Genomic DNA, 23,788 nt, shown 5'->3' on the forward strand with positions numbered 1-23,788 from the left:
GGCGCCACAGACTGGTATACTTTCGCGGACGTCGCGCCCGGCGCGACCACCGCCTTTTCGATTTTCCCCGATGCCTTCACCAGGGACCCGGTATGACCCAGGATGACCTTTCCCCCGACGACCGCCCCAGCAAGTCCCAGCTCAAGCGGGAGATGCACGAGCTGCAGGCGCTGGGCGAGCGCTTCATCGCGATGAAGCCCGAGGAGCGCGCCCGCTTCCCGCTGTCGGACGATCTGCTTCGCGCCATCGACGAGACCGACCGCATTCGTGCCCGCGAGGCCAGACGCCGCCATATGCAGTACGTCGGCAAGCTGATGCGCAAGGAAGACCTGGAGGCCATCCAGGCGGTCTTCGACGACATCGAGAAGGCCCAGGTCCAGCGCGACCATGCCTTTCTGCGCCTGGAAAAGTGGCGTGATCGCCTGATCGAAGAAGGTGATGACGCCGTCGAACCCTTCCTCGAAGACTATCCCCAGGCCGATCGCCAGGCGCTGCGTCAGCTGATCCGCAACGCCCGCAAGGAGCGCGAGCAGAACAAGCCCCCCACCAACGCCAAGCGGCTTTACAAGCTATTGCGTGATACCGCAGAGATCTAACCGCCGGGCTCCAAGGCCAGTCTGACGAGTGACTGCGCTCGACGGCGTTACCGCCACCGCCCTAGGGCTTTTCTGAAAAGCGCCTAGGTCCTGCAGGCTCCGCCTTGGCGCCGACACCTCCGTCGGCGCCGCCTTGTCGCTCAGCCAGCTTGCCTCGGCTGTATCAGGATTGGGTGCCACCCACGGTCAACTCGTCGAGCTTGAGAGTCGGCTGACCGACGCCCACCGGCACCCCCTGTCCTTCCTTGCCGCACACCCCGATACCGGTGTCCAGCTCCATGTCGTGGCCGATCATCGAGACCTGGCCCATGGCTTCGGGGCCGTTGCCGATCAGCGTCGCCCCCTTGACCGGCGCGGTGATCCGACCGTCCTCGATCAGGTAGGCTTCGCTGGCCGAGAACACGAACTTGCCCGAGGTGATGTCCACCTGGCCGCCGCCGAAGCTGACCGCGTAAAGCCCGCGCGAGACGCTCTTGATGATGTCCTGGGGGTCGTCCATGCCGGCGCGCATGTAGGTATTGGTCATGCGCGGCATCGGCATATGGGCGAAGGATTCGCGACGGGCGTTACCGGTGGGCGCCATGCCCATCAGGCGGGCGTTCAGCTTGTCCTGCATGTAGCCGGTAAGGATGCCGTCCTCGATCAGGGTGGTGCATTGGCTGGGGGTGCCCTCGTCGTCCACCGACATCGAACCACGGCGATCCATCAGGGTGCCGTCGTCGACCACGGTAACGCCGGGCGACGCCACTCGCTCGCCGATACGGCCGGCGAAGGCCGAGCTGCCCTTGCGATTGAAGTCACCCTCGAGGCCATGGCCCACCGCCTCGTGCAGCAGGATGCCGGGCCAGCCGGCCCCCAGTACCACCGGCATCTGTCCGGCGGGGGCATCGGTCGCCTCCAGGTTGACCAGCGCCTGACGCACCGCTTCCTTGGCGTAGGTCTCGGCGACGCCTTCGTCGCGCAGCCTCGCCATGGGGTAGCGGCCGCCACCACCGGCGCTGCCGCGTTCACGCCGGCCGTTCTTGACCGCGATGACACTGACATTGAGCCTCACCAGCGGGCGCACGTCGGCGGCGACGGTGCCGTCACTGGCGCTGACCAGTACCACTTCGTAGACGCCGGACAGCGAGGCGCTGACCTGGGACACGCTGGGATCGGCAGCCCGGGCCACCCGGTCGGCCAGCTTGAGCATGGCGACCTTGTCTTCGGCCGACAGCCCTGACAGCGGGTCGATGCCCGCGTAGCGCGGCTCGGCACTGACCTGGATGCGTGGCGCCTGGGTCAGGGTGGCGCCGCTGCGCACGATGCCCGAAGCGGTGCGGCCCGTCTCGGCCAGGGCATCGGCGTTGATCTGGTTGGAGTAGGCGAAGCCGGTCTTCTCGCCGGCCATGGCGCGCACCCCGACGCCACCGTCGATGTTGTAGCTGGCTTCCTTGACCTCGCCGTCCTCCAGCACCCAGCCCTCTTGCCAGGTCCGCTGAAAGTACAGATCGGCGTAGTCGATGCCAGGGCCCAGAGCGTGCCGGAGACCCGTGTCGAGACCGCCGAGATCGAGGCCTCCCGGGGTCAACAGGGTGGCCACGGCCTCATCGAAGGATGCAGCTTGAGATGTCATTGAGCACTTTCCAGAGTGATCCGGGGCGAGGTCCAGGGACCCTGCACCAGATAGTGAATTCGCGTCACCCGGTCGATGACGTCGCCGAACAGCTTGTCGGCCACAAACAGGGCACCGCCCACGACGGGCGCCCCTACGGCCACGGCTGCCAGCGGCAGGTTGTTGCTGACCGGCACGGTCACGCCAAGCATCAGGTCGAGCTGACGTCGCGCCAGGTCGGCGGAGCCGTCCAGGGTAAAGTCGGTGGCGGGGCCATCGATACGAATCGGCCCTTCGGTTTCCAACACTCCACCATACAGGGTCGCGGCACCACTGACACGGTCGAAGGCGGTACCCTCACCGGTGACGTCCGAGAAATCCAGACGCAGGCGCCGCAGCAGGTTGTCGACGTTGAGCAGTCCCACCACCTTGGCCGAGGGCGAGCTGATATTGGCAAAGGTCCCGTCGACCATATCGACGTTCAGGCTACCGCGTGATCGGGCCAGCGCAAACTGCCAGGGGGCCCCCGGCCAGGCCAGCTGACTGTCCACGTCGAGTCTTTCGGCGCGTACCGCCACGTCCTGCCCGAGCGCCGCCAGCGCGGTCCCGGGATCGCCACCGGTGAGCGCCAGTCGCGAGCGCGTCAGGCTGGCCTGACTACCGGAGGCCTCCCATACCAGCGACCCCTCTGCCGTGACCTCGCCCAGGGTGAGGGATACCGGCTCGACCGACAGCCGATCACCGCTGGAACACCATGCGCCGTTGAAGGGCCCGACCCGATTGCCCTGGTACACGATATCGTCGATGGTGAGACGACCGTCGGGCAGCTCGCGCACTCGCTGCGGGAAGGCCGCGGGCGCGCTGGTGACTTCAAGCTCACCGAACAGCGAACCGGACTCGGCACCCTGAACCGCCGTTTTCCCGCTCTCGGGAATCAAGTTGTCCAGCACCAGTCGATCGAGATCGAGCTCCAATGGCTGAGTAGTGCCCGGGCGGTAGGTCACCTGGCCGTCGACCAGGCTTCCGCCAAGCGCCGCCTGCCACTGCCTGGCACCTCGGCTGAAGCGGGGACTGGCGTCGATGGTCAGCGTGCCCAGACAGCGATCGCCGTCGCTCAGGCAGTCGGTGCGGGCCTCCAGGCGTGACAGTCCCGCCCCGCCACCGCCACTGGAGCCGCCTTCCGGCATGGCACCGGCCAAGGGCTTCAGGGCGTCGGCCCAGGCGCCCAGATCGAGTCGCTGCAGATAGGCCAGTACCGACCAGCCCGGCTCACCGGGCCAAGCGCCAGGTGCCGCCCGACCGACCCACAGCTGACCCTGGCTGCCGCCGGGCCCGGCGGCGCGCCAACGGGCGCCGACATCGCGCCCGTACTGGCCGCTCAACACCGGAGAATCGCCGAGGCTCAGGTCCAGCTTGAGCGGTACCGTCTGGGAGGCACGCTTGCCCAGCGGTGCCGGCAGTGCGATCGACAGCCCCTCCAGGGTGCTTTCCAGCGACAGACGCTGGGCATCGAGCTCAAGCCGGCCTTGCCAGGGGAAGGAGCCCGACAGCAGTACCCCAGGCTCGAGTCCCGCCCAGTCCAGCAGCGCCGGCGCATCGGCACGTCCGGACAGCGCCACGCTATCGTTGCTGCCCTGGAGGTCAGCCGCCACACTACCACCGAGCACCTGGCCTTCAAGACGACCGGACAATCCACCTTCTTCGCCCTGCTGGGACCAGGTCAGGGGGCCGCTGACGTTCTCGAACTCGAGCTCGGTGCCCTGATGCACGACCCTCGACGCCCGGGCGTCGGCCTCGACCTTCAGGTCCAGGGCGTCCGGGTCGGCCATCGGCAGCGACAGCGACAACTGGCCAGTCACACTACCCTCGCCGCGCCAGTCACTGGCGGCCTCGGCGCCCTCCACCGGCATCTCTTCGAGAAATGCCAGCAACTGCGTCAGCGACGCCGACAGCGGCCCTTCGACGCTGAGGACCTCGTCGGCCAGTTTGACGCTGGCGCCTTCGGTCTTCACGCCCTGGCTCTCGGCGTGGTCGACGCGCGCCTGCAGACTGTCATCCTCGACGGACAGGTGGCCGCTGACGTTGGTAAGCGCCGGCCAGCCTTCGGCGTAGGGCACCCGCCCCTCGACGATATCCAGATCCAGGCTCAGACTGCTGTCGAGCTTCTCGCTGTCGAGGTCGTCCTGCTCACGCAGCGGCACATGCAGGCGCAGCTGCCCCTGGGGCACCCGCCCGGCCAGACCACTGGCCAGCCAGTCCGCGAGTTCGGCGTCGACATCGTTGCGCAACAGCGGCATCGGCAACCACTCGCTCAGGGCGATATCCCGGGCGTTGACGTCGCGCATGTCCAGCTCAAGACCGAAGCCCCCGCGACGATCGGCGGCGATGGCCAGACCAAAGCCCCCTTCCACCTCGGCTTCGCGCCAGCCGACCTTGAGGTCGCGTCCACTGACGAAGCTGCGCGGCCCGTCGTAGGACCAGATCACCTCGCCGGTGGCGTAGTCGAGCTGCATGGGGGCGGCAAACAGCTCAGGGAAATGCATCGATGCCTTGCCAGCGTCGACGAAGTCCACTCGACCACGGGTGCCGTCGGCTTCCACCCAGACATCCAGCGGGCCGCCGCCGGGCGCACTCTCCCAGGGGTCGACCTCGACCCCTAGCGCGCTGACCCGGGCACGCCATTCGTCATCGAGCCTGCCAAAGCCCAGCCCGGTCACCTGACCGCGGGGCTTCAAGGCGTCCACCGCCCGGGCCAGGCCCTCAGGCAGGCGCAGACGCTCGCGCCACTGCGCCAGTGCACCCAGCTCGAAGCCGCTGGCGTTGGCCCACCAGCCGTTTTCACGACTTTCCACGTGCCAGTACTGGGGCAAGGCGCCACCTTCCGGCGCGGTTTCGCCGTCGTCGCCGGTCCAGCTCACGTCTTCGGCGTCACCCTCGAACCAGGCCTCCCAGTCATCGACGTCGCGTCTCAGCCACTGACCGCGCAATTCGGCCCCGTTGAGCACGATGCCACCAGGAGAGCCCTCGCCCATCTCCTGGGCGACCGCTGTCGCCATCTCGTCGCGCTGATTGAGCGCCAGGCGCGGTGCCAGTACATCGAGGCGCACATCCGCCAGGCGTCCATTGTCCCAGCGCGCCCAGACGGTGGCGTCCCCGCTGGCCTCGTCGAAACGCAGCACGTCCTCGATGCCGATCAGTCGTGACAAGCCGGTCAGGCTGTCGAGCTGCATGGTGCCCTGCAGGGCGGCGCTGAAATTGCTCGCCTCGCGACTGCCCGGCGTCAAGGCCATGACGATCTCCATGGCCTCGGCGTCGCGATCCTCGATGAATACCTCACCCTCGATATGGGTGCGCATCTCATCGCCGGTCATCAACAGCCGCGGCGCATGCAGGGTGGTCACCTCGCGGCGCCCGTGCAGCACCACGCGCAGGTCATCGACCCAGGCACGTTGGCGCAGCATGACGCCGACCCAGAAGTCCAGACGCTCGAGGTCAAACTGCCCTTCGGGCATCAGTTCGGGGGGGATACGCGCCGGCTGTGGCCACAGCCAACGACGTTCGCGGTCCTGATAGAGGTGGAGGGTGACGCCCTGGAAGTGGGCCTTGTCGACCACCGGCAGCCCCTCGTCGAGGCTCGCCAGGGTGTCCAGGCGCACTTCACCGCGCTCGACCTGCAACAACGGATAGCTGCCCGTGGCGTCTTCGGCCTCGAGTCGCAGCCCGTCCAGGGTCAAGCCGGGGTCGAGGCCGTGCAGACTGCCTTCGAGACTCACCAGATGGGTCTCCGCCTCGAAGCGCGACGCTATCATCTCGACCAGTCGATCCTCGAGGCGATCGACCTGGCCCAACGATACGCGCAGCACCAGCGTCAGCAGCGCGGCCATCGCCAGCACTACCGCCACCAGCGTCAACAACCAGCGAGTCAGCAGGCGGATCGGCCTCATCGGATCACATCAGCACGATGTCGTACTGCTCCTGGGAATAGTGGGTCTCGACCTGAAAACGAATGGTCTTGCCGATAAATTCCTCGAGATCGGCGACCGCTGCCGACTCCTCGTCGAGCAGTCGATCCACCACCGCCTGGGAGGCCAGCACCGCGTAGGTTTCGGCGTTGTAGGCGCGCTCTTCACGCAGGATCTCGCGAAAGATCTCGTAGCACACCGATTCCGGCGTCTTGAGGGTGCCCCTGCCCTGGCAGGAAGGACACGGCTCGCACAGGGTCTGCTCGAGGCTTTCACGGGTGCGTTTGCGGGTCAGCTGTACCAGCCCCAACTCGGTGACGCCGGTGCATTTGGTCTTGGCGTGATCCCGTTCCAGCGACTTCTCGAGCATCCTCAGCACCTGGCGCTGGTGCTCGGTGTCCACCATGTCGATGAAGTCGATGATGATGATGCCGCCGAGATTGCGCAGACGCAGTTGACGGGCGATGGCGGTGGCCGCCTCGAGGTTGGTCTTGAAGATGGTTTCTTCGAGGTTGCGGTGACCGACGTAGGCGCCGGTGTTGACGTCGATGGTGGTCATCGCCTCGGTGGGGTCGATCACCAGGTAGCCGCCGGACTTGAGCTGGACCTTGCGCGCCAGCGCCTTCTGGATCTCGTCCTCGACGCTGTACAGGTCGAAGATCGGTCGCTCGCCGGCGTAGTGTTCGATGCGTCCCACCGCCGAGGGCATGAACTCCTCGGCGAACTCGACCAGCTTGACGTGGTTTTCGCGGGAGTCGATGCGCACCTTCTCGATATCGTCGCGCATGACGTCGCGCAGGGTGCGCATGAACAATGGCAGATCGTCGTAGATGACGCTGGGTGCCGGCGCGGTCAGCCGACGTTCGCTGACCTTGCGCCACAGCCGCAGCAGGAAGTGCATGTCGGCGACCATCTCCTCGAGCGTCACGCCCTCGGCGGCGGTGCGCACGATAAAGCCACCGGTGATCTCGATCTGCTGCTCGGCCGCGGCTTCCTCGACCAGACCGCGCAGGCGCTCGCGCTCGGTCTCGTCCTCGATGCGCTGGGACACGCCGTTATGAAGCGAATCCGGCATGTACACCAGGTAGCGCGACGGCACCGACAAGTGGGTGGTCAGGCGAGCGCCCTTGGAGCCGATGGGGTCCTTGGTGACCTGAACCACCAGAGACTGGCCTTCATGCAAGAGCTGCGAGATGGACGGCTGGTCATCACCGTTGGCGCTGTGCTCACCGACATCGTGGGCGTGAATGAAGGCTGCACGAGACAGGCCAATATCGACAAAGGCCGCCTGCATGCCGGGCAGTACCCTCACCACCTTGCCCTGGTAGATATTGCCGACGATGCCACGACGCCTGGCCCTCTCGATGAAGGCCTCCTGCAGCACGCCGTTCTCCACCACGGCCACGCGGGTTTCCATGGGCGTCAGGTTGATGAGTACTTCACCACTCATTCGGCAGTCCTTGTCCTTTGATGTCTCGCGCCATTATGACATAGCCGCCGGCGGTTGCGATGGCGCTGGCGCCGGACCTCCCGTCCGGCTCGACTGAAGCAGCACACGCCTGCCGGTGGCCCAGCGGGCGGCTCGCCGTCTCGTCGAGCGGCGGCGCCACTACACCTTCACGCCACCCTCACGACACCGTCACAATAAAGCGCCGTTCCACACAGGCACGCCCTGTCGGCGCAGCAGGCTCGCCGTCTGGTAGAGCGGCAGCCCCACCACCGCGGAATAGCTGCCTTCGACGCGCTCGACGAAGATCGAGGCGAGCCCCTGGATGGCGTAACCGCCTGCCTTGTCGGCAGGCTCACCGGTGCGCCAGTAGGCGCGAATCTCGTCGTCCTGGAGCTCACGCATCAGCACATCGCTGACGACCGTTGCCTCGAGCACCCCGGCGGGTCCGCTGACCGCCACCGAGGTCATCACCTGATGCCAGCGCCCGGACAGCGAGCGCAGCATGACAAAGGCGTCCTCGGCGTCGACAGGCTTGCCGAGAATCTCGCCGTCGCGCACCACCGACGTGTCGGAGCCCAGCACCGGCAAGTCGCGACCCGTTCCACGCCTGGACCCAGACCCAGTCTCGGCTTCTGCCCCAGCCACGGCCTTGGCCCGGGCCAGGCGGGCGACGTAATCCCGGGCCGCTTCACCAGGATGCGGCGTCTCGTCGATATCCACCGGCGCGATCTCCACCGCCACACCGATGCTCGCCAGCAGCTCACGCCGCCGGGGCGAGGCCGAGGCCAGGCGCAGCACCGGGGAATTCACAGCAGCATCGAGGGGCTCACTCATCGCTTGCGTCTCCAACGCTTTCGTGGGGGCTCAGGTCATGAGGGATTCAGGTCTTGGCGGAACGCCGGCCGATGGCCTTGAACAGGGTCGCCAGCCAAGGCCACAGCGCCGCCCCGATCAACGACGGCATCAGAAACGACAGATGCATGGAAAACGGGCCGAACAGGGTACGCAGCCACTGTTCCACCAACTGCACCAGTCCCAGCAGGACGAAGATCAGCACCGCCTGCTGGAGCAGCGAGTAGGTCCTGAAGCGGGGATATACCAGCGCCGAGAGGAAGGCCAGCAACGACAGCGTCAGCGCGCTCTGCCCGAGCGGCGCCCCTTCGATGAGGTCCAGCAGCAGGCCCAGCACAAAACCATGAAAGACGCCCACCCGGTCGGGCTGTGCCATGCACCAGTACAACAGCATCAGGCCCAGCCAGTCGGGCCGCCAGACCTGCCAGCCGTCGGCCATGGGCATGACCTGCAGACACAGCGCCAGAGACAGGGTCAACCATACCCACACCAGGCTGACGCGAGGGGTAGCGGCCATCAGTCGTCCTCCTCGTCTTGCTCGGGGGGCGTCAACAGCTCACCCAGGCGGCGGGCTGCCTCGACGGCCTCGGGGTCCAGTTCCGGGTGCCAGCGTCCTCGCGAGACGTCGAGCGCAGGCTCCGGCGGAAACAGCAGAAGGAAGTGACGCGAGCGCTGCAACTGGGCGACGGGAGCGGCGCTGACCGTGGCGAAGGGCTCGCCAGGATCGTGACTGACGTCGCTGACCCTGGCCACCGGATAACCCGCAGGAAAGCGTCCGGCCAGACCGGAGCTCATCAACAGGTCACCGACGCGAATGTCGGCGGTATCCGGCACGTGCAGCACCTTCAGCGCGTCGTAGCTGCCGGTGCCCTGGATGATGAAGCGCAGACCGTTGCGATTGACCTGGATCGGCAAGGCGTGGCTGGCATCGGTAAGCATCAGCACGCGGCTCGAGTAGGCGGAAAGCTCGCTGACCTGACCGGCGATACCGGAGGAGTCCATCACCGGCTGACCAACATAGACGCCATCGCGGCGGCCACGATCGATCACCATCTGGTGGGTGAAGGGGTCGGGATCCAGCGACAGCAGTTCGGCGGTGAGGTAAGGCACCTCGTGATCCCGGGCGGCGTCGAGCAGCTCGCGCAGGCGCACGTTCTCGGCGGTCAGGCTGGCCATGCGCTGTACCCGATGGGACAGGGTCAGCAGCTGCTCGCGCAGTCGCGCGTTCTCTTCCACCAGCGAGCGTTGCTCGGACAGCGCCAGGGCGCCCCAGTTGAGCACGTCACTGGGCAGACTGACGGCCCACTGGATCGGCGCCACCAGCGTCGACAACTGGGCACGCACCGATTCCATTCGGGTGAAGTGGGTATCGACAAACATCAGCCCGCCCGCGAGCACCGCACACAACAGCATGCGGTACCCGGGCACGGAGCCATGCGAGAACAGCGGTTTGATAGGCCGACTCCCTGGAGGTCCTGGGCCAGACGTCGTCAGTCGCTGGAGAGCAGCTCGAAGGTATGCTGATCGATCATCTCCAGCGCCTTGCCGCCACCACGTGCCACGCAAGTGAGCGGGTCATCGGCGACCACCACCGGCAGGCCGGTCTCCTCGGCGATCAGCTTGTCCAGATCACGCAACAGCGCGCCACCACCGGTCAGCACCAGGCCGCGCTCGGCGATGTCTGATGCAAGCTCGGGCGGTGACTGTTCCAGGGCGCTCTTGACCGCCGACACGATGGAGCCCAGCGGCTCCTGCAGGGCGTCGAGGATCTCGTGGGAATTGAGGGTGAAGCTGCGCGGAATGCCCTCGGCCAGGTTGCGACCGCGCACGTCGATTTCGCGCAGCTCGCCGCCCGGATAGGCACAGCCGATCTCTTCCTTGATGCGCTCGGCGGTGGCTTCGCCGATCAGGCTGCCATAGTGGCGCCGTACATAGGAACTGATGGCCTCGTCGAAACGATCGCCGCCGATGCGGATGGACTCGGAATAGACCACGCCATTGAGCGAGATGATGGCGATCTCGGAGGTGCCACCACCGATGTCGACGACCATCGAACCCTGCGCCTCTTCCACCGGTAGCCCGGCCCCGATGGCCGCGGCCATGGGTTCCTCGATCAGGAAGACTTCACGGGCACCGGCGCCCTCGGCGGATTCCTTGATGGCGCGGCGCTCGACCTGCGTGGACATGCAGGGAACGCACACCAGGACCCGGGGGCTCGGCGTCAGGAAGGTGCTCTGATGCACCTTGCGGATAAAGTACTGGAGCATCTGCTCGGTCACGGTGAAGTCGGCGATGACGCCGTCCTTCATCGGGCGAATGGCGGTGATGTTTCCGGGGGTGCGGCCCAGCATGCGCTTGGCATCGGCGCCGACCGCAGCAACGCTGCGCATGTTGCCGGACTGCCGAATCGCGACCACGGAGGGTTCATCCAGGACGATCCCGCGATGACGCACATAGATGAGCGTATTGGCCGTCCCCAGGTCGATCGACAGATCGCTGGAAAACACACCTCGTAAACGTTTGAACATGGATAAAGATACCTAGTGCAGACCGGAAACCCTGTGCGGACGCAAACGGTATCACTGACCCCCCCTAGCGGCAAGCGTGATGCGCGTCTCCCTTGACCGGCAAGACCTGCCCGACGACGCGCGAATGTGGTACCTTCTGCGGTCATTTCATGGACCCCTTCCGTCGAGGAATTGATCATGGCGCTTGAACACGCCGAGGTCCTCCGTGCCGCTCACCTGGCCCGGATCGACCTTTCTGAGAATGACGCAGCCCACTATCACGACGATCTCGGCCGGATCCTGGAGATGGTCGATCAGCTCCAGGCGCTCGACACCGAAGGCGTCGCCCCGCTGGCTCACCCCCTCGATGCCACCCAGCGCCTGCGCGCCGACGAGGTCACCGAGAACGACCAGCGCGAGCACTTCCAGCGCTGCGCTCCCCAGGTCGAGAATGGCCTGTACCTGGTGCCGCGGGTCGTCGAGTGACCCCGCGCCCCACCCTTCTCGACATTGGATTCACGCATACAGGGAGCCAGGCCCATGCATGACAGGACACTGACCGAGATCAGCCAGGCGCTCGACGCCGGCGAGATCTCCAGTCGCGAGCTGACCCAGGATCTGCTCGGACGCATCGACCGCCTCGACGGCACACTCAACAGCTTCGTCAGCGTCACCGCCGACCAGGCGCTCGAGGCCGCCGAGGCCGCCGACCAGGCCCGCGCCCGCGGCGAAGCCGGCCGCCTGACCGGCGTGCCGCTGGCACTCAAGGACATCTTCTGCACCCAGGGGGTCAAGACCAGCTGCGGCTCGAAGATGCTCGACAACTTCGTCGCCCCCTACGACGCCACCGTGGTGGAAAAGCTCAAGGCCGCCGGCACGGTCAGCCTGGGCAAGACCAACATGGACGAATTCGCCATGGGCTCCTCCAACGAGTCGAGCTTCTATGGCCCGGTCAAGAACCCCTGGGATCTTGACGCCGTCCCCGGCGGCTCCTCCGGCGGCAGCGCCGCCGCGGTCGCCGCGGGCCTGGTGCCGGCGGCGCTGGGTACCGATACCGGCGGCTCGATCCGCCAGCCGGCAGCCTTCTGCGGCATCACCGGACTCAAGCCGACCTATGGCCGGGTCTCGCGCTACGGCATGATCGCCTACGCCTCGAGCCTCGATCAGGGCGGCCCCATGGCCCGCAGCGCCGAAGACTGCGCCCACCTGCTCAACGTCATCGCCGGCCATGACGTGCGCGACTCCACCAGCGTGGCCCGCGGTGTTCCCGACTACACCGAGGAGCTCAGCGCGCCGCTGTCCGGCCTCAAGATCGGCCTGCCCAAGGAATACTTCGGCGACGGCCTCGATGCCGGCGTCAACCAGGCCATCCGCGAAGCGATCAAGGTCTACGAGTCGCTCGGCGCCAGCGTGCGCGAGGTCAGCCTGCCCCACACCGCCTACGCCATCCCGGCCTACTACGTGATCGCGCCGGCGGAGGCCTCCTCCAACCTGTCGCGCTACGACGGCGTGCGCTTCGGCCATCGCTGCGACAACCCCGAGGACCTCATCGATCTGTACAAGCGCTCCCGCGCGGAGGGCTTCGGCGAGGAGGTCAAGCGACGCATCCTTATCGGCACCCACACCCTGTCCGAAGGCTTCTTCGACGCCTACTACAAGAAGGCCCAGCAGGTTCGCCGACTGATTCGACAGGACTTCCTCGACGCCTTCGAAGAGGTCGATGTGCTGATGGGCCCCGCCGCGCCGACCCCGGCCTTCGACCTGGGCGCCCAGAAGGACCCGGTCTCGATGTACCTGCAGGACATCTACACCATCGCCGTCAACCTGGCGGGCATCCCCGGCATCAGCGTTCCGGCGGGTTTTGCCGGCAAGCGCCCGGTGGGCCTGCAGATTCTCGGCACCCACTTCGCCGAGACCCGTCTGCTCAACGTGGCTCACCAGTTCCAGCAGGCCACCGACTGGCATTTGAAGCGTCCCGAGATGACCGAGGAGAACTCCTGATGCAGTGGGAAACCGTCATTGGTCTCGAGGTGCACGTCCAGCTCGCGACCCGCTCCAAGATCTTTTCCGGCTCCTCCACCGCCTTCGGTGCCGAGCCCAACACCCAGGCCAACGCCGTTGATCTGGGCCTGCCCGGCGTGCTGCCCGTGCTCAACGAGCAGGCGGTGGCGATGGCGTTGAAATTCGGCCTCGGCATCCATGCCGAGATCCCCGAGGTATCGGTGTTCGATCGCAAGAACTACTTCTACGCCGACCTGCCCAAGGGCTACCAGACCAGCCAGATGTACCATCCCATCGTCGGCGCCGGCGAAGTGGAAATCTGCCTGGAGGACGGCGAGAACAAGATCATCCGGGTGCACCACGCCCACCTCGAGGAAGACGCCGGCAAGTCGCTGCACGAAGACTTCCACGGCATGACCGGCATCGACCTGAACCGTGCCGGCACGCCGCTGCTGGAGATCGTCTCCGAGCCGGACATGCGCTCGGCCAAGGAGGCGGCGGCCTACCTCAAGGCGATCCACTCCATCGTCACCTATCTCGGCATCTCCGACGGCAACATGGCCGAAGGCTCGATGCGCTGTGACGTCAACGTCTCGGTCAGACCCAAGGGTCAGCAGGAATTCGGCACCCGTGCCGAGATCAAGAACGTCAACTCCTTCCGCTTCGTCGAGCGCGCCATCGCCTACGAGGTCGAGCGCCAGATCGAGCTGATCGAGGACGGCGGCAAGGTGGTGCAGGAAACCCGCCTTTACGACCCCGAGGCTGACGAGACCCGCAGCATGCGGACCAAGGAAGAAGCCAACGACTACCGCTACTTCCCCTGCCCCGACCTGCTGCCGGTGGTGCTCGACTGCGCCTACGTCGACCACCTGCGCGAGAGCCTGCCCGAACTGCCCGCCGAGAAGCGCGCGCGCTTCCAGAGCGAGCTGGGACTGTCCGCCTACGACGCCGGGGTGCTGTCGGCCAGCCGCGAGATGGCCGAGTACTTCGAGCAGGTCAAGGACATCTGTGGCGACGCCAAGCAGGCCGCCAACTGGGTCCAGGGCGAGCTGTCCGGCGCGCTCAACCGTGACGGACTGGACATCTCCGATAGCCCGGTCAGCGCCGAGCAGCTCGGCGGCCTGGTCAAGCGAGTGATCGACTCGACCATCAACGGCAAGGCCGCCAAGCAGGTGTTCCAGGCGCTGTGGAACGGTGAAGGCGACAGCGCCGACGCCATCATCGAGGCCAAGGGCCTGAAGCAGGTCACCGACACCGGCGCCATCGAGGCCATGGTCGACCAGGTGATCAGCGACAGCCCCGCCCAGGTGGCCCAGTACCGTGACGCCGAGCCCGACAAGCGCGGCAAGATGATCGGCTACTTTGTCGGCCAGGTGATGAAGGCCTCACGCGGCACCGCCAACCCCCAGCAGGTCAACGCCCTGCTCAAGGAAAAGCTCGACGCCCTGTGCTGATGGGCGCTAAGGCGACCACCGGCGATGGCAGCGCCATCGCCGGCTTCCACTGGCTTTACCCAAGGAACCCGCGATGTCGGACGATGTCGGTACCCGCCTGAGGGCCCTGCGAAACCTGCGCAATATCTCCCAGCGCGAGCTGGCCAAGCGCTGCGGGGTGACCCATTCCAGCCTGTCGCTGATCGAACAGGGCAAGGTCAGCCCCTCGGTCAGCTCGCTGAAAAAGATCCTCGACGCCATCCCGATGAGCGTCGGCGACTTCTTCACCATGGATCTGGAGAGCAAGAACCAGGTGTTCTACAGCGCCGACGAACTGACCGACATGGGCAGCGGCGACGTGGTGTTCAAGCTGGTGGGCGCCAACCGCGAGTCACGCGCCCTGTCGTTTCTGATCGAGACCTACCCCCCGGGTACCGATACCGGCCGCGAGATGATCACCCACCAGGGCGAGGAAGCCGGGGTGGTGCTCGAGGGCGAGATCGAGATCACCATCGGTGCCGAGACCCGGGTACTTGGCGCCGGCGAGGCGTACTACTTCGACACCAATGTGCCCCACCGCTTTCGCAATCCCAGCGAGACCCTCTGTCGACTAGTTAGCTGCACCACCCCAGCGCGAGCCTTCTAGCGGCGAATACCGTGGCGTCGGCTCAAAGGCGCCAAGGCAAGGTCTCCGCACCCCCGGCGCCTACCCAGTGCCTGCCGACTGGTCAGCTGCATCACCCCAGCGCGAGCCTTCTAGTAGCGTCGCTCGGACACTGACAGCCCCCTACCCTTCGGCACTGCCCGCCCTGCAAACCACAAAAAAGGCCACGCAAGGCGTGGCCAATCAGGGAGTCATCTCCCATCAGTGCGCGTTGATGACATCGGACCGGAAGTCTAGTTCAAGGCGATCCAGACGCTCTTGAGTTCGGTGTATTCGGCCAGCGAGTGGTGCGACTTGTCGCGGCCATTGCCGGACTGCTTGACCCCGCCGAAGGGCACGCTCTGATCCCCGCCTGCCCAGTTGTTGACGAACACCTGGCCCGACTGCAGACGACGACTGACCCGCATGATGCGGTCGACGTCCTGACTCCACACCCCGGCGGCCAGCCCATAGACCGAGTCGTTGGCCAGGGCGATGGCCTGCTCTTCGCTGTCGAAGCCGAACACCGACAGCACCGGGCCAAAGATCTCTTCACGTCCGATCGTCATGTCCTCGGTGACACCGTCGAACACCGTCGGCTGGATGTACAGCCCCGGCCCGCCGAGCGCCTCGCCGCCGGCACGCAGCCGTCCGCCTTCTTCCTGCCCCTGGCGAATGAAGTCGAGGATGCGACGGTGCTGGGTCGCATCGACAATCGCCCCCATGAAGCTCGACGGGTCCAGCGGATCCCCCGGCTGCATCGACTCGGCCGCCGCCAGCAGGTGCTCGATAAAGGCCTCGCGCACACTGTTCTCGACCAGCAGTCGCGAACCGGCGATACACACCTCCCCCTGGTTATGGAAGATCGCCTCGGCGGCGTGGTGCGCCACCTGGGCGAGATTCCTGCAGTCGGCGAACACCAGATTGGGGCTCTTGCCACCGCACTCCAGATAGACCCGCTTGAGGTTCGACTGACCGGCGTACTGCATCAGCTGCTTGCCGACCGCGGTGGAGCCGGTGAAGCCCAGGCAGTCGACGTCCATCGACAGCGCCAGCGCCTTGCCCACGGTGTGACCATAGCCCGGCAACACCTGCAGCACGCCGCGTGGCAGGCCGGCCTCCTGGGCCAGGGCAGCCAGCCGCAGCGCCGACAGTGGCGACTTCTCCGACGGTTTGAGGATGACGCTGTTGCCGGCGGCCAGGGCCGGTGCGATCTTCCAGGCGGTCATCATCATCGGGAAGTTCCAGGGCACGATGGACGCCACCACCCCGATCGGCTCGCGCAGCACCAGCGCGAGCGCCTCTTCGCCGGTGGGCGCGACCTCACCGTAAAGCTTGTCGATGGATTCGGCCTGGTGACGTATCGCACCGATGGCGCCGGCCATGTCACCCAGCGCGCTGGTGATCGGCTTGCCCATGTCCAGGGTGTCGAGCAGCGCCAGTTCGTCGCGGTGGGCCTCCATCAGCTCGGCCAGCCGCAGCAGCACCCGCTTGCGCCGGGTCGGCGCCAGGCGCGACCATTCTCCACCATCGAAGGCGCGCCGGGCGCGGGCAACCGCCAACTCGGCATCGGCCTGGTCACAGCTTGCGACCCGCGCCAGCACTTCCCCCGTGGCGGGGTTGATGGTCTCGAAGGTCTCGCCGCTGGCGGCGTCGACGAAGCGATCATCGATGTAGGCGCGGGTTTCCAGCCGCGCCGTCAGGGTGTCGGCCAGGGCCTGCCAGCCAGCCTTGTCGAGGGGACGACTCATGCATCAGCCTCCTCGGCGGCGGTGATCTCGACGCCCTGGGCGGTCAGCCGGCGCAGCGTCTCGTCCAGCGCCTCCCGGGCCAGACCCACCAGTTCGTCGATTTCATCGTGGCTGATCACCAGGGGCGGTGAAATGACCATGGTGTCTCCCACCGAGCGCATCACCAGGCCTGTCTCGAAGCAGATATCGCGACACAGGTTGCCCACCGCCAGCGACTTGTCGAAGCGCTTGCCGCTGTCCTTGTCAGCGACGATCTCCAGCGCGCCGATCAGACCCAGCGAGCGCGCCTCGCCGATCAGCGGGTGGGACTCCAGGGACTTCCAGCGCGTCGCCAGGTAAGGCCCCAGATCATCACGCACCCGCTCGACCACGCCTTCGGCCTGCATCAACTCAAGGTTCTTGAGCGCTACCGCGGCGCACACCGGATGCCCCGAGTAGGTGAAGCCGTGGTAGAACTCGCCGCCCTCGTCGATCAGCGTGTCGGCGACACGATCACCGACCAGCACCCCACCGATCGGCAGGTAGCCGGAGGACAGCCCCTTGGCGATCGGCATCAGGTCGGGCTTGAGGTCGTAGTGGACGCTGCCGAACCACTCGCCCAGACGGCCGAAACCACAGATCACCTCGTCGACCACCAGCAGGATCTGGTGGCGCTCGAGCACCTCCTTGATCGCCGGCCAGTAGCTGTCCGGGGGGATGATGGCGCCGCCGGCACCCTGTACCGGCTCGGCGATAAAGGCCGCGACCTTGTCGGACCCCAGCTCCTGGATACGCGCCTCGAGCGCCTCGGCGCAGGCACGACCGAAGGCCTCCGGAGTCTGATCTCGCCCTTCGCCGAACCAGTAAGGCTGACGGATGTGGGTAATACCCGGCACACAGGGACCACCCTGTTCATGCATCGGCGCCATGCCGCCCAGGCTCATGCCGGCCACGGTGGAGCCGTGATAGCCGTTTTCGCGACCGATGATCCACTGCTTTTCTGGCTGGCCCTTTAGCGCCCAGTAGCGACGCACCATCCGCAGCACGGTGTCGTTGGCCTCGGAGCCGGAACCGGTGAAGAACACCCGGTTCATGTGCGCCGGTGCCAGTCGACACAGGGTCTCGGCAAGCTCCACCGCCGGTGGATGGGTGGTCTTGAAGAAATTGTTGTAGTACGGCAGCTGGGTGAGCTGCTCGCTGGCGGCGTCCACCAACTCCTGACGCCCATAGCCGAGGTTGACGCACCAGAGCCCCGCCATGCCATCGAGGATGCGATGCCCATCCGCGTCCTGGATGTAGACCCCCTCGGCGTCAACGATGATACGACTGCCTTCCTCCCCGAGCGCCTTGAAGTCGGTGAAGGGGTGCAGATGGTGTTCGCGATCGAGCTCTTTGAGCCGTGCGGCGCCTGGCGAGGTCATGGCCAAGTCTCCCGATATTGGTGAGTTGCTTTGTTATGGTTTACTCAACATAACTACCCTTCTCGTGAAAGCCAAGCCCAGCGCAGCATTTCCTTAGAAAAAAACCATAAGTCACTGATTATCGGTCTACGACCATCGTACAATGTCGATATTTTTTATTTTTAGCCACAAAAAAAATTGACAACCAACGGCCAAACGACCAACTTTCATTGACGCCAAACGGCGCTCTCCACACCTTCCAACAACAACCGGGGCCACCATGAAACCACCATGTCCTTCGCCGACGGGCCGGCGAAAAACCCGATGCGTGCCTTTGCTCTTGCTGTCGCTCTTGCTGCTGTGGGCGAGCCTTTCCACCGTCCAGGCAGCACCCCAGCTAAGCGGCCCGGACATCCTGCTCGAAGGGGTCGCGACCGACGTCGAGGCCAGCGGGCTTGATCCCGACCTCCCCTGGCACATCGACGACGGCACTCGTCGCCATCCGCTCGAGGTCGACGCCGACGGGGTCGCGACACTCAGCCTGACCGTCACCGACGGCCCACGCACCCTGTCGCTTTACGACGCCTCCGACACCCCCGCCGCCACCCTCGAACTCGACCCTGTTCCCGCCTGGCTCTCGCTGCTGCCTGCTCTGACCGCCATCACCCTGGCGCTGGCCTTCCGCCAGGTCATCCTGGCGCTGTTTGCCGGGCTATTGCTCGGCGGCTGGGTGCTTCACGGCATGAACGCCGGCGCCCTGCTCGGCGCCTTCGGCGACTCGGTCAACGTCCACGTGCTGTCCGCCGCCAGCGACAGCGACCATATGTCGATCGTGCTGTTCTGCCTGTTGATCGGTGGCATGGTCGGCATCATCTCGCGCAACGGCGGCACCCGCGGCATCGCCGAGCGCATCGCGCGAGTGATCCGTGGACGACGCCAGGCGCAGAATTCCACCGCGCTTTTGGGTCTGGCCATCTTCTTCGACGACTACGCCAATGCCCTGATCGTCGGCAACACCATGCGCCATATCACCGACCGCGTGAGGATCTCGCGAGCCAAGCTGGCCTACCTGGTGGACAGTACCGCCGCACCGGTGTCCGCGATCATGCTGGTGACCACCTGGATCGGCTTTCAGGTCGGGCTGATCAGCGAGGCGATGGATGCCATCGACGACTGGAACGAGTCCGCCTACTCGGTGTTCGTCAACGCCATTCCCTACAACGCCTACCCGATCCTGGCGCTCGCCTTCGTCTTCCTGGTGGCCTGGAGCGGTCGTGACTTCGGCCCCATGCTCACCGCCGAGCGCAAGGCACTGTCCGAGCCCGGCGCCCGCCAGGCAATGAGCAGCCGGGAAGCCATCGTCGAGGAAGCCGACATCCCCACCAAGGAAGGCATTCCGACCCGGGCGCTGAACGCGGTGATACCGATGATCGTGCTGGTGGCGATCACCCTGGGCGGGATCTACGCCACCGGTCTCGATGCCCTCGGCGGCGGCGACCATCAGCTGCGCGACATCTTCGGCGAGGGCGACTCCTTCAGCGCCATGATGTGGGGTTCGCTGGCGGCCTGCGTGACGGCGGTGTTCATGACCCAGGTGCAACGACTGATGAGCATGACCGAAACCGCCCACTACTGGTTCGAGGGCGTCAAGTCGATGCTGCTGCCGATCACCATCCTGATGATGGCCTGGGCACTGGCGAGCGTGAACGAGGACCTGCACACCAGTGACTTTCTGGTCACGGTGCTGGGCGATAGCCTGTCACCGCAGTGGATGCCGGCGGTGATCTTCGGCCTGGCCGGCTTCACCGCCTTCGCCACCGGTTCGTCATGGGGTGTCATGGGCATCATGATGCCGCTGGTGGTACCGCTGGCCTGGGCCGTACTCGAGCACAATGGCATGGCCGGCACCGCCGAAGGCATGCCGCTGCTGTACGCCTCGGTGGCGGGAGTGCTGGCCGGCGCGGTGTGGGGCGATCATTGCTCGCCGCTGGCCGAGACCACCCTGCTTGCGGCCATGGCCAGCGGCTGTGATCTGATCGACCACGTCAGGACGCAGCTACCCTACGCCATGCTGGTCGGCATCGTGGCGCTGCTGTTCGGCGCACTCGGCACCGGTTTCGGCCTGCCCTGGTGGCTGGGCCTGGCGGGAGGCGTCGCCACCCTGACCGCGGTGCTGTTCACCCTGGGCCAGCGCGCGACCGCGGCAACGAAGGTAGCGACGGCCAGCGACGCCAGCGCCTGAGCGCCTCCGGGCGCTGGCTCGCCAGCGCCCGCTCCGTCCAGCGTGACGACTTCCGCTACCACCACCATCACAACGACAGCGCCGCCCTCCTGGGGCGGCGCTTTCGTTGGGACGACTTCAGGTGTTGTGACGACGTTGAGAAAGGGTGCCAGCACGACGTGGTGACCCTGTGACTACGGCACCGCTGCCATCTGCTGAGTGATGGGTCGCCAGGAGGCCTGGGGCGATGACCCCGTCGCAGGCTTACTCCTGCTCTTTCATCATCTCCTGACGTTTTTCGGTGGCGGCCGCACTGCCTTCGAGCATATCGGCGTTGTAGCCATCCATCTTGCCCTCGACATTGCCCGGGTCCGAGGAGCCCTCGAGCATTTCCTGACGCTTCTCGGTAGCCGCGGCGGACCCTTCCAGCAAGGTCTCGTTGGTCTGATCCATCATGCCTTCACCGGGCTGAGAACTGGCCGCCTGCTCTTCCATTTCCTGGCGATGCTCATCCTGGGCACTAGACTCCGCCAGGGCCGTCGCCGCGCCCAGAGACAGCAGCGAACCCGCAAGCACCAGCATGAAAGACGAACGCTTGATCACCATGGTCTTCTCCTTCGATTCCTTGAGAGGGGGCATCCAACTGCGAGCATCAGGGGCGATCCTCACCGTTTGAGCATAGAAGGATATCTGTGCCTGTCGAGGCAGCGGACAGCTTTTCCCCACCGACAATGGTAAGTCGGCACAGTATCCATCGAAGCAGGCAGAACACAGCGACAAACACACCGTCGGGCCGACGTCATTGCCCAACTCGGCACGACGCCGACGCCCAGGACATTAGGCGCTGTCCGAAAAGTCGACGAGCGAAGGTTAGACAAGGCAAAAATCGGTGAGAAAGCGCAGTTTACGGGGTGTAAATGAGCATTTTGATCCGATTTTTAACGCCGTATTACCGAGTGCAGGCACTTTTCAGACAAGCCCTAGTGCGTCGCACAGGCAGCAGCAAAGCCCTTGAAGATGGCGTCATACAGCGGATGGGACTGGGGCTCCCACTCCGGATGCCACTGTACCGCCAGGGTGAACCCCGGCGCGTCAGCCACCGAGATGGCCTCCACCAGCCCGTCCGGCGCCAGCGCCTCGACGCGCAGCCCCTCACCAAGTCGATCGACACCCTGCTGATGCAGCGAGTTGACCCGCGCGCTGGCCTCGGGGTAAAGCGCGGCCAGACGGCCGCCTGGCTGGATCTCGAGGTCGTGTACTGGCGCATACTGCTCGGCCTTTTCACCCTCCGGCTCGCGGTGATCGAGCCGCCCCGGCACCCGCTGCACCGCCTGGTGCAGGCTGCCTCCGAAGGCCACGTTGAGCTCCTGAAATCCTCGACAGATGCCCAAGAGCGGCAATTGCTGCTCCAGCGCCAGCGGCACCCAGCTCATGGCGGCGGCGTCGCGATCCACGTCGTCCCGGGTATTCTCCGGTTCGCGTTCAGCACCGTAGCGCTCGGGCAGTACGTTGGTGTAGCTGCCGGTCAGCACCAGTCCATCGAGGCGCGCCAGCAGCGCCCGGGCATCTTCCTGGCCCTGCCCTTGCCACACCGGCAGCATGATCGGTTCAAGACCGTAGTCACGCAGGGCGCGCAGATACTTGTCGGTCACCATGTGGGCCGGGTGACCCTCGACCTCTCGACGGCAGGCGATGACGCCAACCAGCGGACGAATGTTCATCGAACTCCTCGCAGCTCTATCCGTTGTTATGGTTTCCTCAACATACCTTGGTCGGATTTTCTTGCCAAGCCCGGCGCCGAAAATCTTGACAGAAAGACTACCAACTACTTGTTTTTACTAACTTAAATAAAACAAAAGACCACTCGTCACCTCGACAAGCCCCTCACCTCTACGCGTAAATAATTTGACACCATGGCCCGGTCAGCGAAACACTAGCCACATCACAACGAACCAACAAAAGGTGACAGCATGGGCACCCCCAGCGTCGACGAAGCTCGCGACTTTCTGGCCCGACATCCCGAGGTCGACAGCGTAGACCTGCTGATCAGCGACATGAACGGCGTGCTGCGCGGCAAGCGCATCCCCCGTGACAACCTCGAAAAGGCCTACGCAAGCGGCATCCAGCTCCCCGGCTCGGTGTTCGCCCTCGACATCACCGGCAATACCGTCGAGGAAACCGGGCTGGGGCTCGACATCGGCGATCGCGATCAGGTCTGCCGCCCCATTCCCGGCACCCTGATGGTCACGCCCTGGCAGCGCAAGGGACGCCAGGCGCAACTGCTGATGAACATGCGCGATGACCAGGACGGCCCCTTCTTCGCCGATCCCCGCAACGTGCTGGCGCGCCAGGTCGAGCGACTGGCAGAGCGCGGCCTCAAGGCGGTGGTCGCGCTGGAGCTCGAATTCTATCTGGTCGATCGCCAACGCGACGAGATGGGTATGGCCCAGCCCTGCCGTTCCCCGGCGAGCGGCGAGCGGGCGAGCGATAGCCAGCTGTATTCGATCAACGAACTCGACGAGTACGCCGACTTCCTCGAGGAGGTGCACGCCGCCGCCCAGCTACAGCAACTGCCGCTGGACACCGCGCTCAAGGAATGCGCTCCTGGGCAGTTCGAGATCAACCTGATCCACGGCGATGACGTGATGAAGGCCTGCGACAGCGCGGTGCTGCTCAAGCGCCTGATCAAGGGCGTGGCATTGCGCCACGGCTTCGAGGCCACCTTCATGGCCAAGCTCTACGGCGGCGAGGCCGGCAACGGCATGCACGTCCACATGAGCCTGATCGACGAAAGCGGCGACAATGTCTTCGCCGACAGCGATGGCGACCCGCTGGGGACCCCTGCCTTGCGTCATGCCATCGGTGGCCTGATGGAGCTGATGCCTGCTTCGATGGCGCTGTTCGCGCCCAATCTGAACTCCTTCCGACGTTTCCAGCCCGGCCTCTATGTGCCGATGACGCCGACCTGGGGCTACGATAACCGCTCGGTGGCACTGCGGATCCCCTCTGGAGCCAACGCCGCCCGACGGGTAGAACATCGAGTAGCCGGAGCCGATGCCAACCCCTATCTGCTGCTGGCCACCCTGCTGGCCTCGGTCTGTCACGGTCTGGATACCGCTGTCTCGCCGGGGGAGCCTGTCACTGGTAACGCCTACCGCCAGTACGAGCCCACCCTGACCAACAGCTGGTCAAAGGCCCTCGACCTGCTGGAGCACAGCGAACCGCTTGGAGAAGCCTTCGGCCAGGCGTTTCTCAAGGTGTTTCTGGCCAACCGTCGCGCCGAGCGCGAACTGGCCATGCAAAGCGTCAGTCGCCTGGAGTACGACTGGTACCTGCGCCACGTCTGAGCGCGGGAAATCACGACGCTAACGCCCCGGACTCCCGTACCGGGCAGGGACG

General features: G+C 65.6%; 18 protein-coding genes. 7 read left to right on the plus strand and 11 right to left on the minus strand.

Going from position 1 to position 23,788, the window contains the following annotated elements; all coding sequences use genetic code 11:
* The first annotated feature begins 92 nt into the window (after positions 1-92).
* Positions 93-596, plus strand: a complete 504-nt coding sequence (gene yjgA, locus NKF27_RS12700) for a ribosome biogenesis factor YjgA (protein ID WP_253552103.1) — start codon at positions 93-95, stop codon at positions 594-596.
* Between the two features lie 163 nt (positions 597-759).
* Here the strand turns inward: yjgA and tldD are convergent, their stop codons facing one another.
* The 7 genes from tldD to NKF27_RS12735 all read right to left on the minus strand — a co-directional run bounded on the left by tldD (position 760) and on the right by NKF27_RS12735 (position 10,982).
* Positions 760-2,211 carry a metalloprotease TldD gene (gene tldD / locus NKF27_RS12705; RefSeq protein ID WP_222569747.1) on the minus strand — a complete coding sequence of 484 codons (1,452 nt, stop codon included), beginning with the start codon at positions 2,209-2,211 and terminating at the stop codon, positions 760-762.
* Positions 2,208-6,134: a YhdP family protein gene (locus NKF27_RS12710; RefSeq protein WP_253552105.1), complete on the minus strand. Its 3,927-nt coding sequence runs from the start codon at positions 6,132-6,134 to the stop codon at positions 2,208-2,210. Before NKF27_RS12710 ends, tldD begins: the two co-directional genes overlap by 4 nt.
* 4 nt (positions 6,135-6,138) lie before the next feature.
* Positions 6,139-7,602 carry a ribonuclease G gene (rng, locus tag NKF27_RS12715; protein WP_253552107.1) on the minus strand — a complete coding sequence of 488 codons (1,464 nt, stop codon included), beginning with the start codon at positions 7,600-7,602 and terminating at the stop codon, positions 6,139-6,141.
* A gap of 189 nt (positions 7,603-7,791) precedes the next feature.
* The gene (locus tag NKF27_RS12720; protein WP_253552109.1) at positions 7,792-8,436 is read right to left on the minus strand and encodes a nucleoside triphosphate pyrophosphatase; all 645 of its coding nucleotides are present in this window, start codon (positions 8,434-8,436) and stop codon (positions 7,792-7,794) included.
* Positions 8,437-8,482: 46 nt separating this feature from the next.
* The gene (gene mreD, locus NKF27_RS12725) at positions 8,483-8,971 is read right to left on the minus strand and encodes a rod shape-determining protein MreD (protein WP_045993054.1); all 489 of its coding nucleotides are present in this window, start codon (positions 8,969-8,971) and stop codon (positions 8,483-8,485) included.
* Complete coding sequence (gene mreC, locus NKF27_RS12730) at positions 8,971-9,867, minus strand: rod shape-determining protein MreC (protein WP_045993053.1); 897 nt, start codon at positions 9,865-9,867, stop codon at positions 8,971-8,973. The genes mreD and mreC overlap by 1 nt, the downstream gene beginning before the upstream one ends.
* 77 nt (positions 9,868-9,944) lie before the next feature.
* Complete coding sequence (locus NKF27_RS12735; protein ID WP_045993052.1) at positions 9,945-10,982, minus strand: rod shape-determining protein; 1,038 nt, start codon at positions 10,980-10,982, stop codon at positions 9,945-9,947.
* A gap of 177 nt (positions 10,983-11,159) precedes the next feature.
* Here NKF27_RS12735 and gatC point away from each other — a divergent pair, with 177 nt between their 5' ends.
* The 4 genes from gatC (at position 11,160) to NKF27_RS12755 (ending at position 15,041) form a co-directional block, all read left to right on the plus strand.
* Positions 11,160-11,447 carry an Asp-tRNA(Asn)/Glu-tRNA(Gln) amidotransferase subunit GatC gene (gatC, locus tag NKF27_RS12740; RefSeq protein ID WP_045993051.1) on the plus strand — a complete coding sequence of 96 codons (288 nt, stop codon included), beginning with the start codon at positions 11,160-11,162 and terminating at the stop codon, positions 11,445-11,447.
* A 54-nt stretch (positions 11,448-11,501) separates the two neighbouring features.
* Entirely contained in the window at positions 11,502-12,962 is a 1,461-nt protein-coding gene (gatA, locus tag NKF27_RS12745) for an Asp-tRNA(Asn)/Glu-tRNA(Gln) amidotransferase subunit GatA (protein WP_253552111.1), read from the plus strand.
* Entirely contained in the window at positions 12,962-14,416 is a 1,455-nt protein-coding gene (gene gatB, locus NKF27_RS12750) for an Asp-tRNA(Asn)/Glu-tRNA(Gln) amidotransferase subunit GatB (protein ID WP_108132890.1), read from the plus strand. Before gatA ends, gatB begins: the two co-directional genes overlap by 1 nt.
* A gap of 73 nt (positions 14,417-14,489) precedes the next feature.
* Entirely contained in the window at positions 14,490-15,041 is a 552-nt protein-coding gene (locus tag NKF27_RS12755; protein ID WP_045993048.1) for a cupin domain-containing protein, read from the plus strand.
* A gap of 251 nt (positions 15,042-15,292) precedes the next feature.
* On the opposite strand, the gene NKF27_RS12760 is transcribed toward NKF27_RS12755, so the two are convergent.
* A complete protein-coding gene (locus NKF27_RS12760; RefSeq protein WP_253552113.1) occupies positions 15,293-16,789 on the minus strand; it encodes an aldehyde dehydrogenase in 1,497 nt (498 codons plus the stop codon).
* Positions 16,786-18,189 (minus strand): aspartate aminotransferase family protein, encoded by a 1,404-nt coding sequence (locus tag NKF27_RS12765; protein ID WP_253552115.1) that lies wholly within the window; start codon positions 18,187-18,189, stop codon positions 16,786-16,788. Before NKF27_RS12765 ends, NKF27_RS12760 begins: the two co-directional genes overlap by 4 nt.
* Positions 18,190-18,496: 307 nt before the next feature.
* Between NKF27_RS12765 and NKF27_RS12770 the strand changes: the two genes are divergently transcribed.
* Positions 18,497-20,410, plus strand: coding sequence for a Na+/H+ antiporter NhaC family protein (locus tag NKF27_RS12770; RefSeq protein ID WP_253552117.1), 1,914 nt, complete (start codon positions 18,497-18,499; stop codon positions 20,408-20,410).
* 243 nt (positions 20,411-20,653) lie between these two features.
* On the opposite strand, the gene NKF27_RS12775 is transcribed toward NKF27_RS12770, so the two are convergent.
* Both NKF27_RS12775 and NKF27_RS12780 read right to left on the minus strand, forming a co-directional pair.
* On the minus strand, positions 20,654-20,995 hold the full coding sequence (locus tag NKF27_RS12775; RefSeq protein WP_253552119.1) for a hypothetical protein: 342 nt from the start codon (positions 20,993-20,995) through the stop codon (positions 20,654-20,656).
* Positions 20,996-21,369: 374 nt separating this feature from the next.
* On the minus strand, positions 21,370-22,110 hold the full coding sequence (locus tag NKF27_RS12780; protein ID WP_253552121.1) for a gamma-glutamyl-gamma-aminobutyrate hydrolase family protein: 741 nt from the start codon (positions 22,108-22,110) through the stop codon (positions 21,370-21,372).
* 249 nt (positions 22,111-22,359) lie between these two features.
* On the opposite strand from NKF27_RS12780, the gene NKF27_RS12785 reads away from it, so the two are divergent.
* The gene (locus NKF27_RS12785; RefSeq protein ID WP_222516614.1) at positions 22,360-23,736 is read left to right on the plus strand and encodes a glutamine synthetase family protein; all 1,377 of its coding nucleotides are present in this window, start codon (positions 22,360-22,362) and stop codon (positions 23,734-23,736) included.
* Positions 23,737-23,788: the final 52 nt, after the last annotated feature.

It is taken from the genome of Halomonas sp. DN3, from assembly GCF_024137905.1.
Classification (GTDB): Bacteria; Pseudomonadota; Gammaproteobacteria; order Pseudomonadales; family Halomonadaceae; genus Halomonas; species Halomonas litopenaei.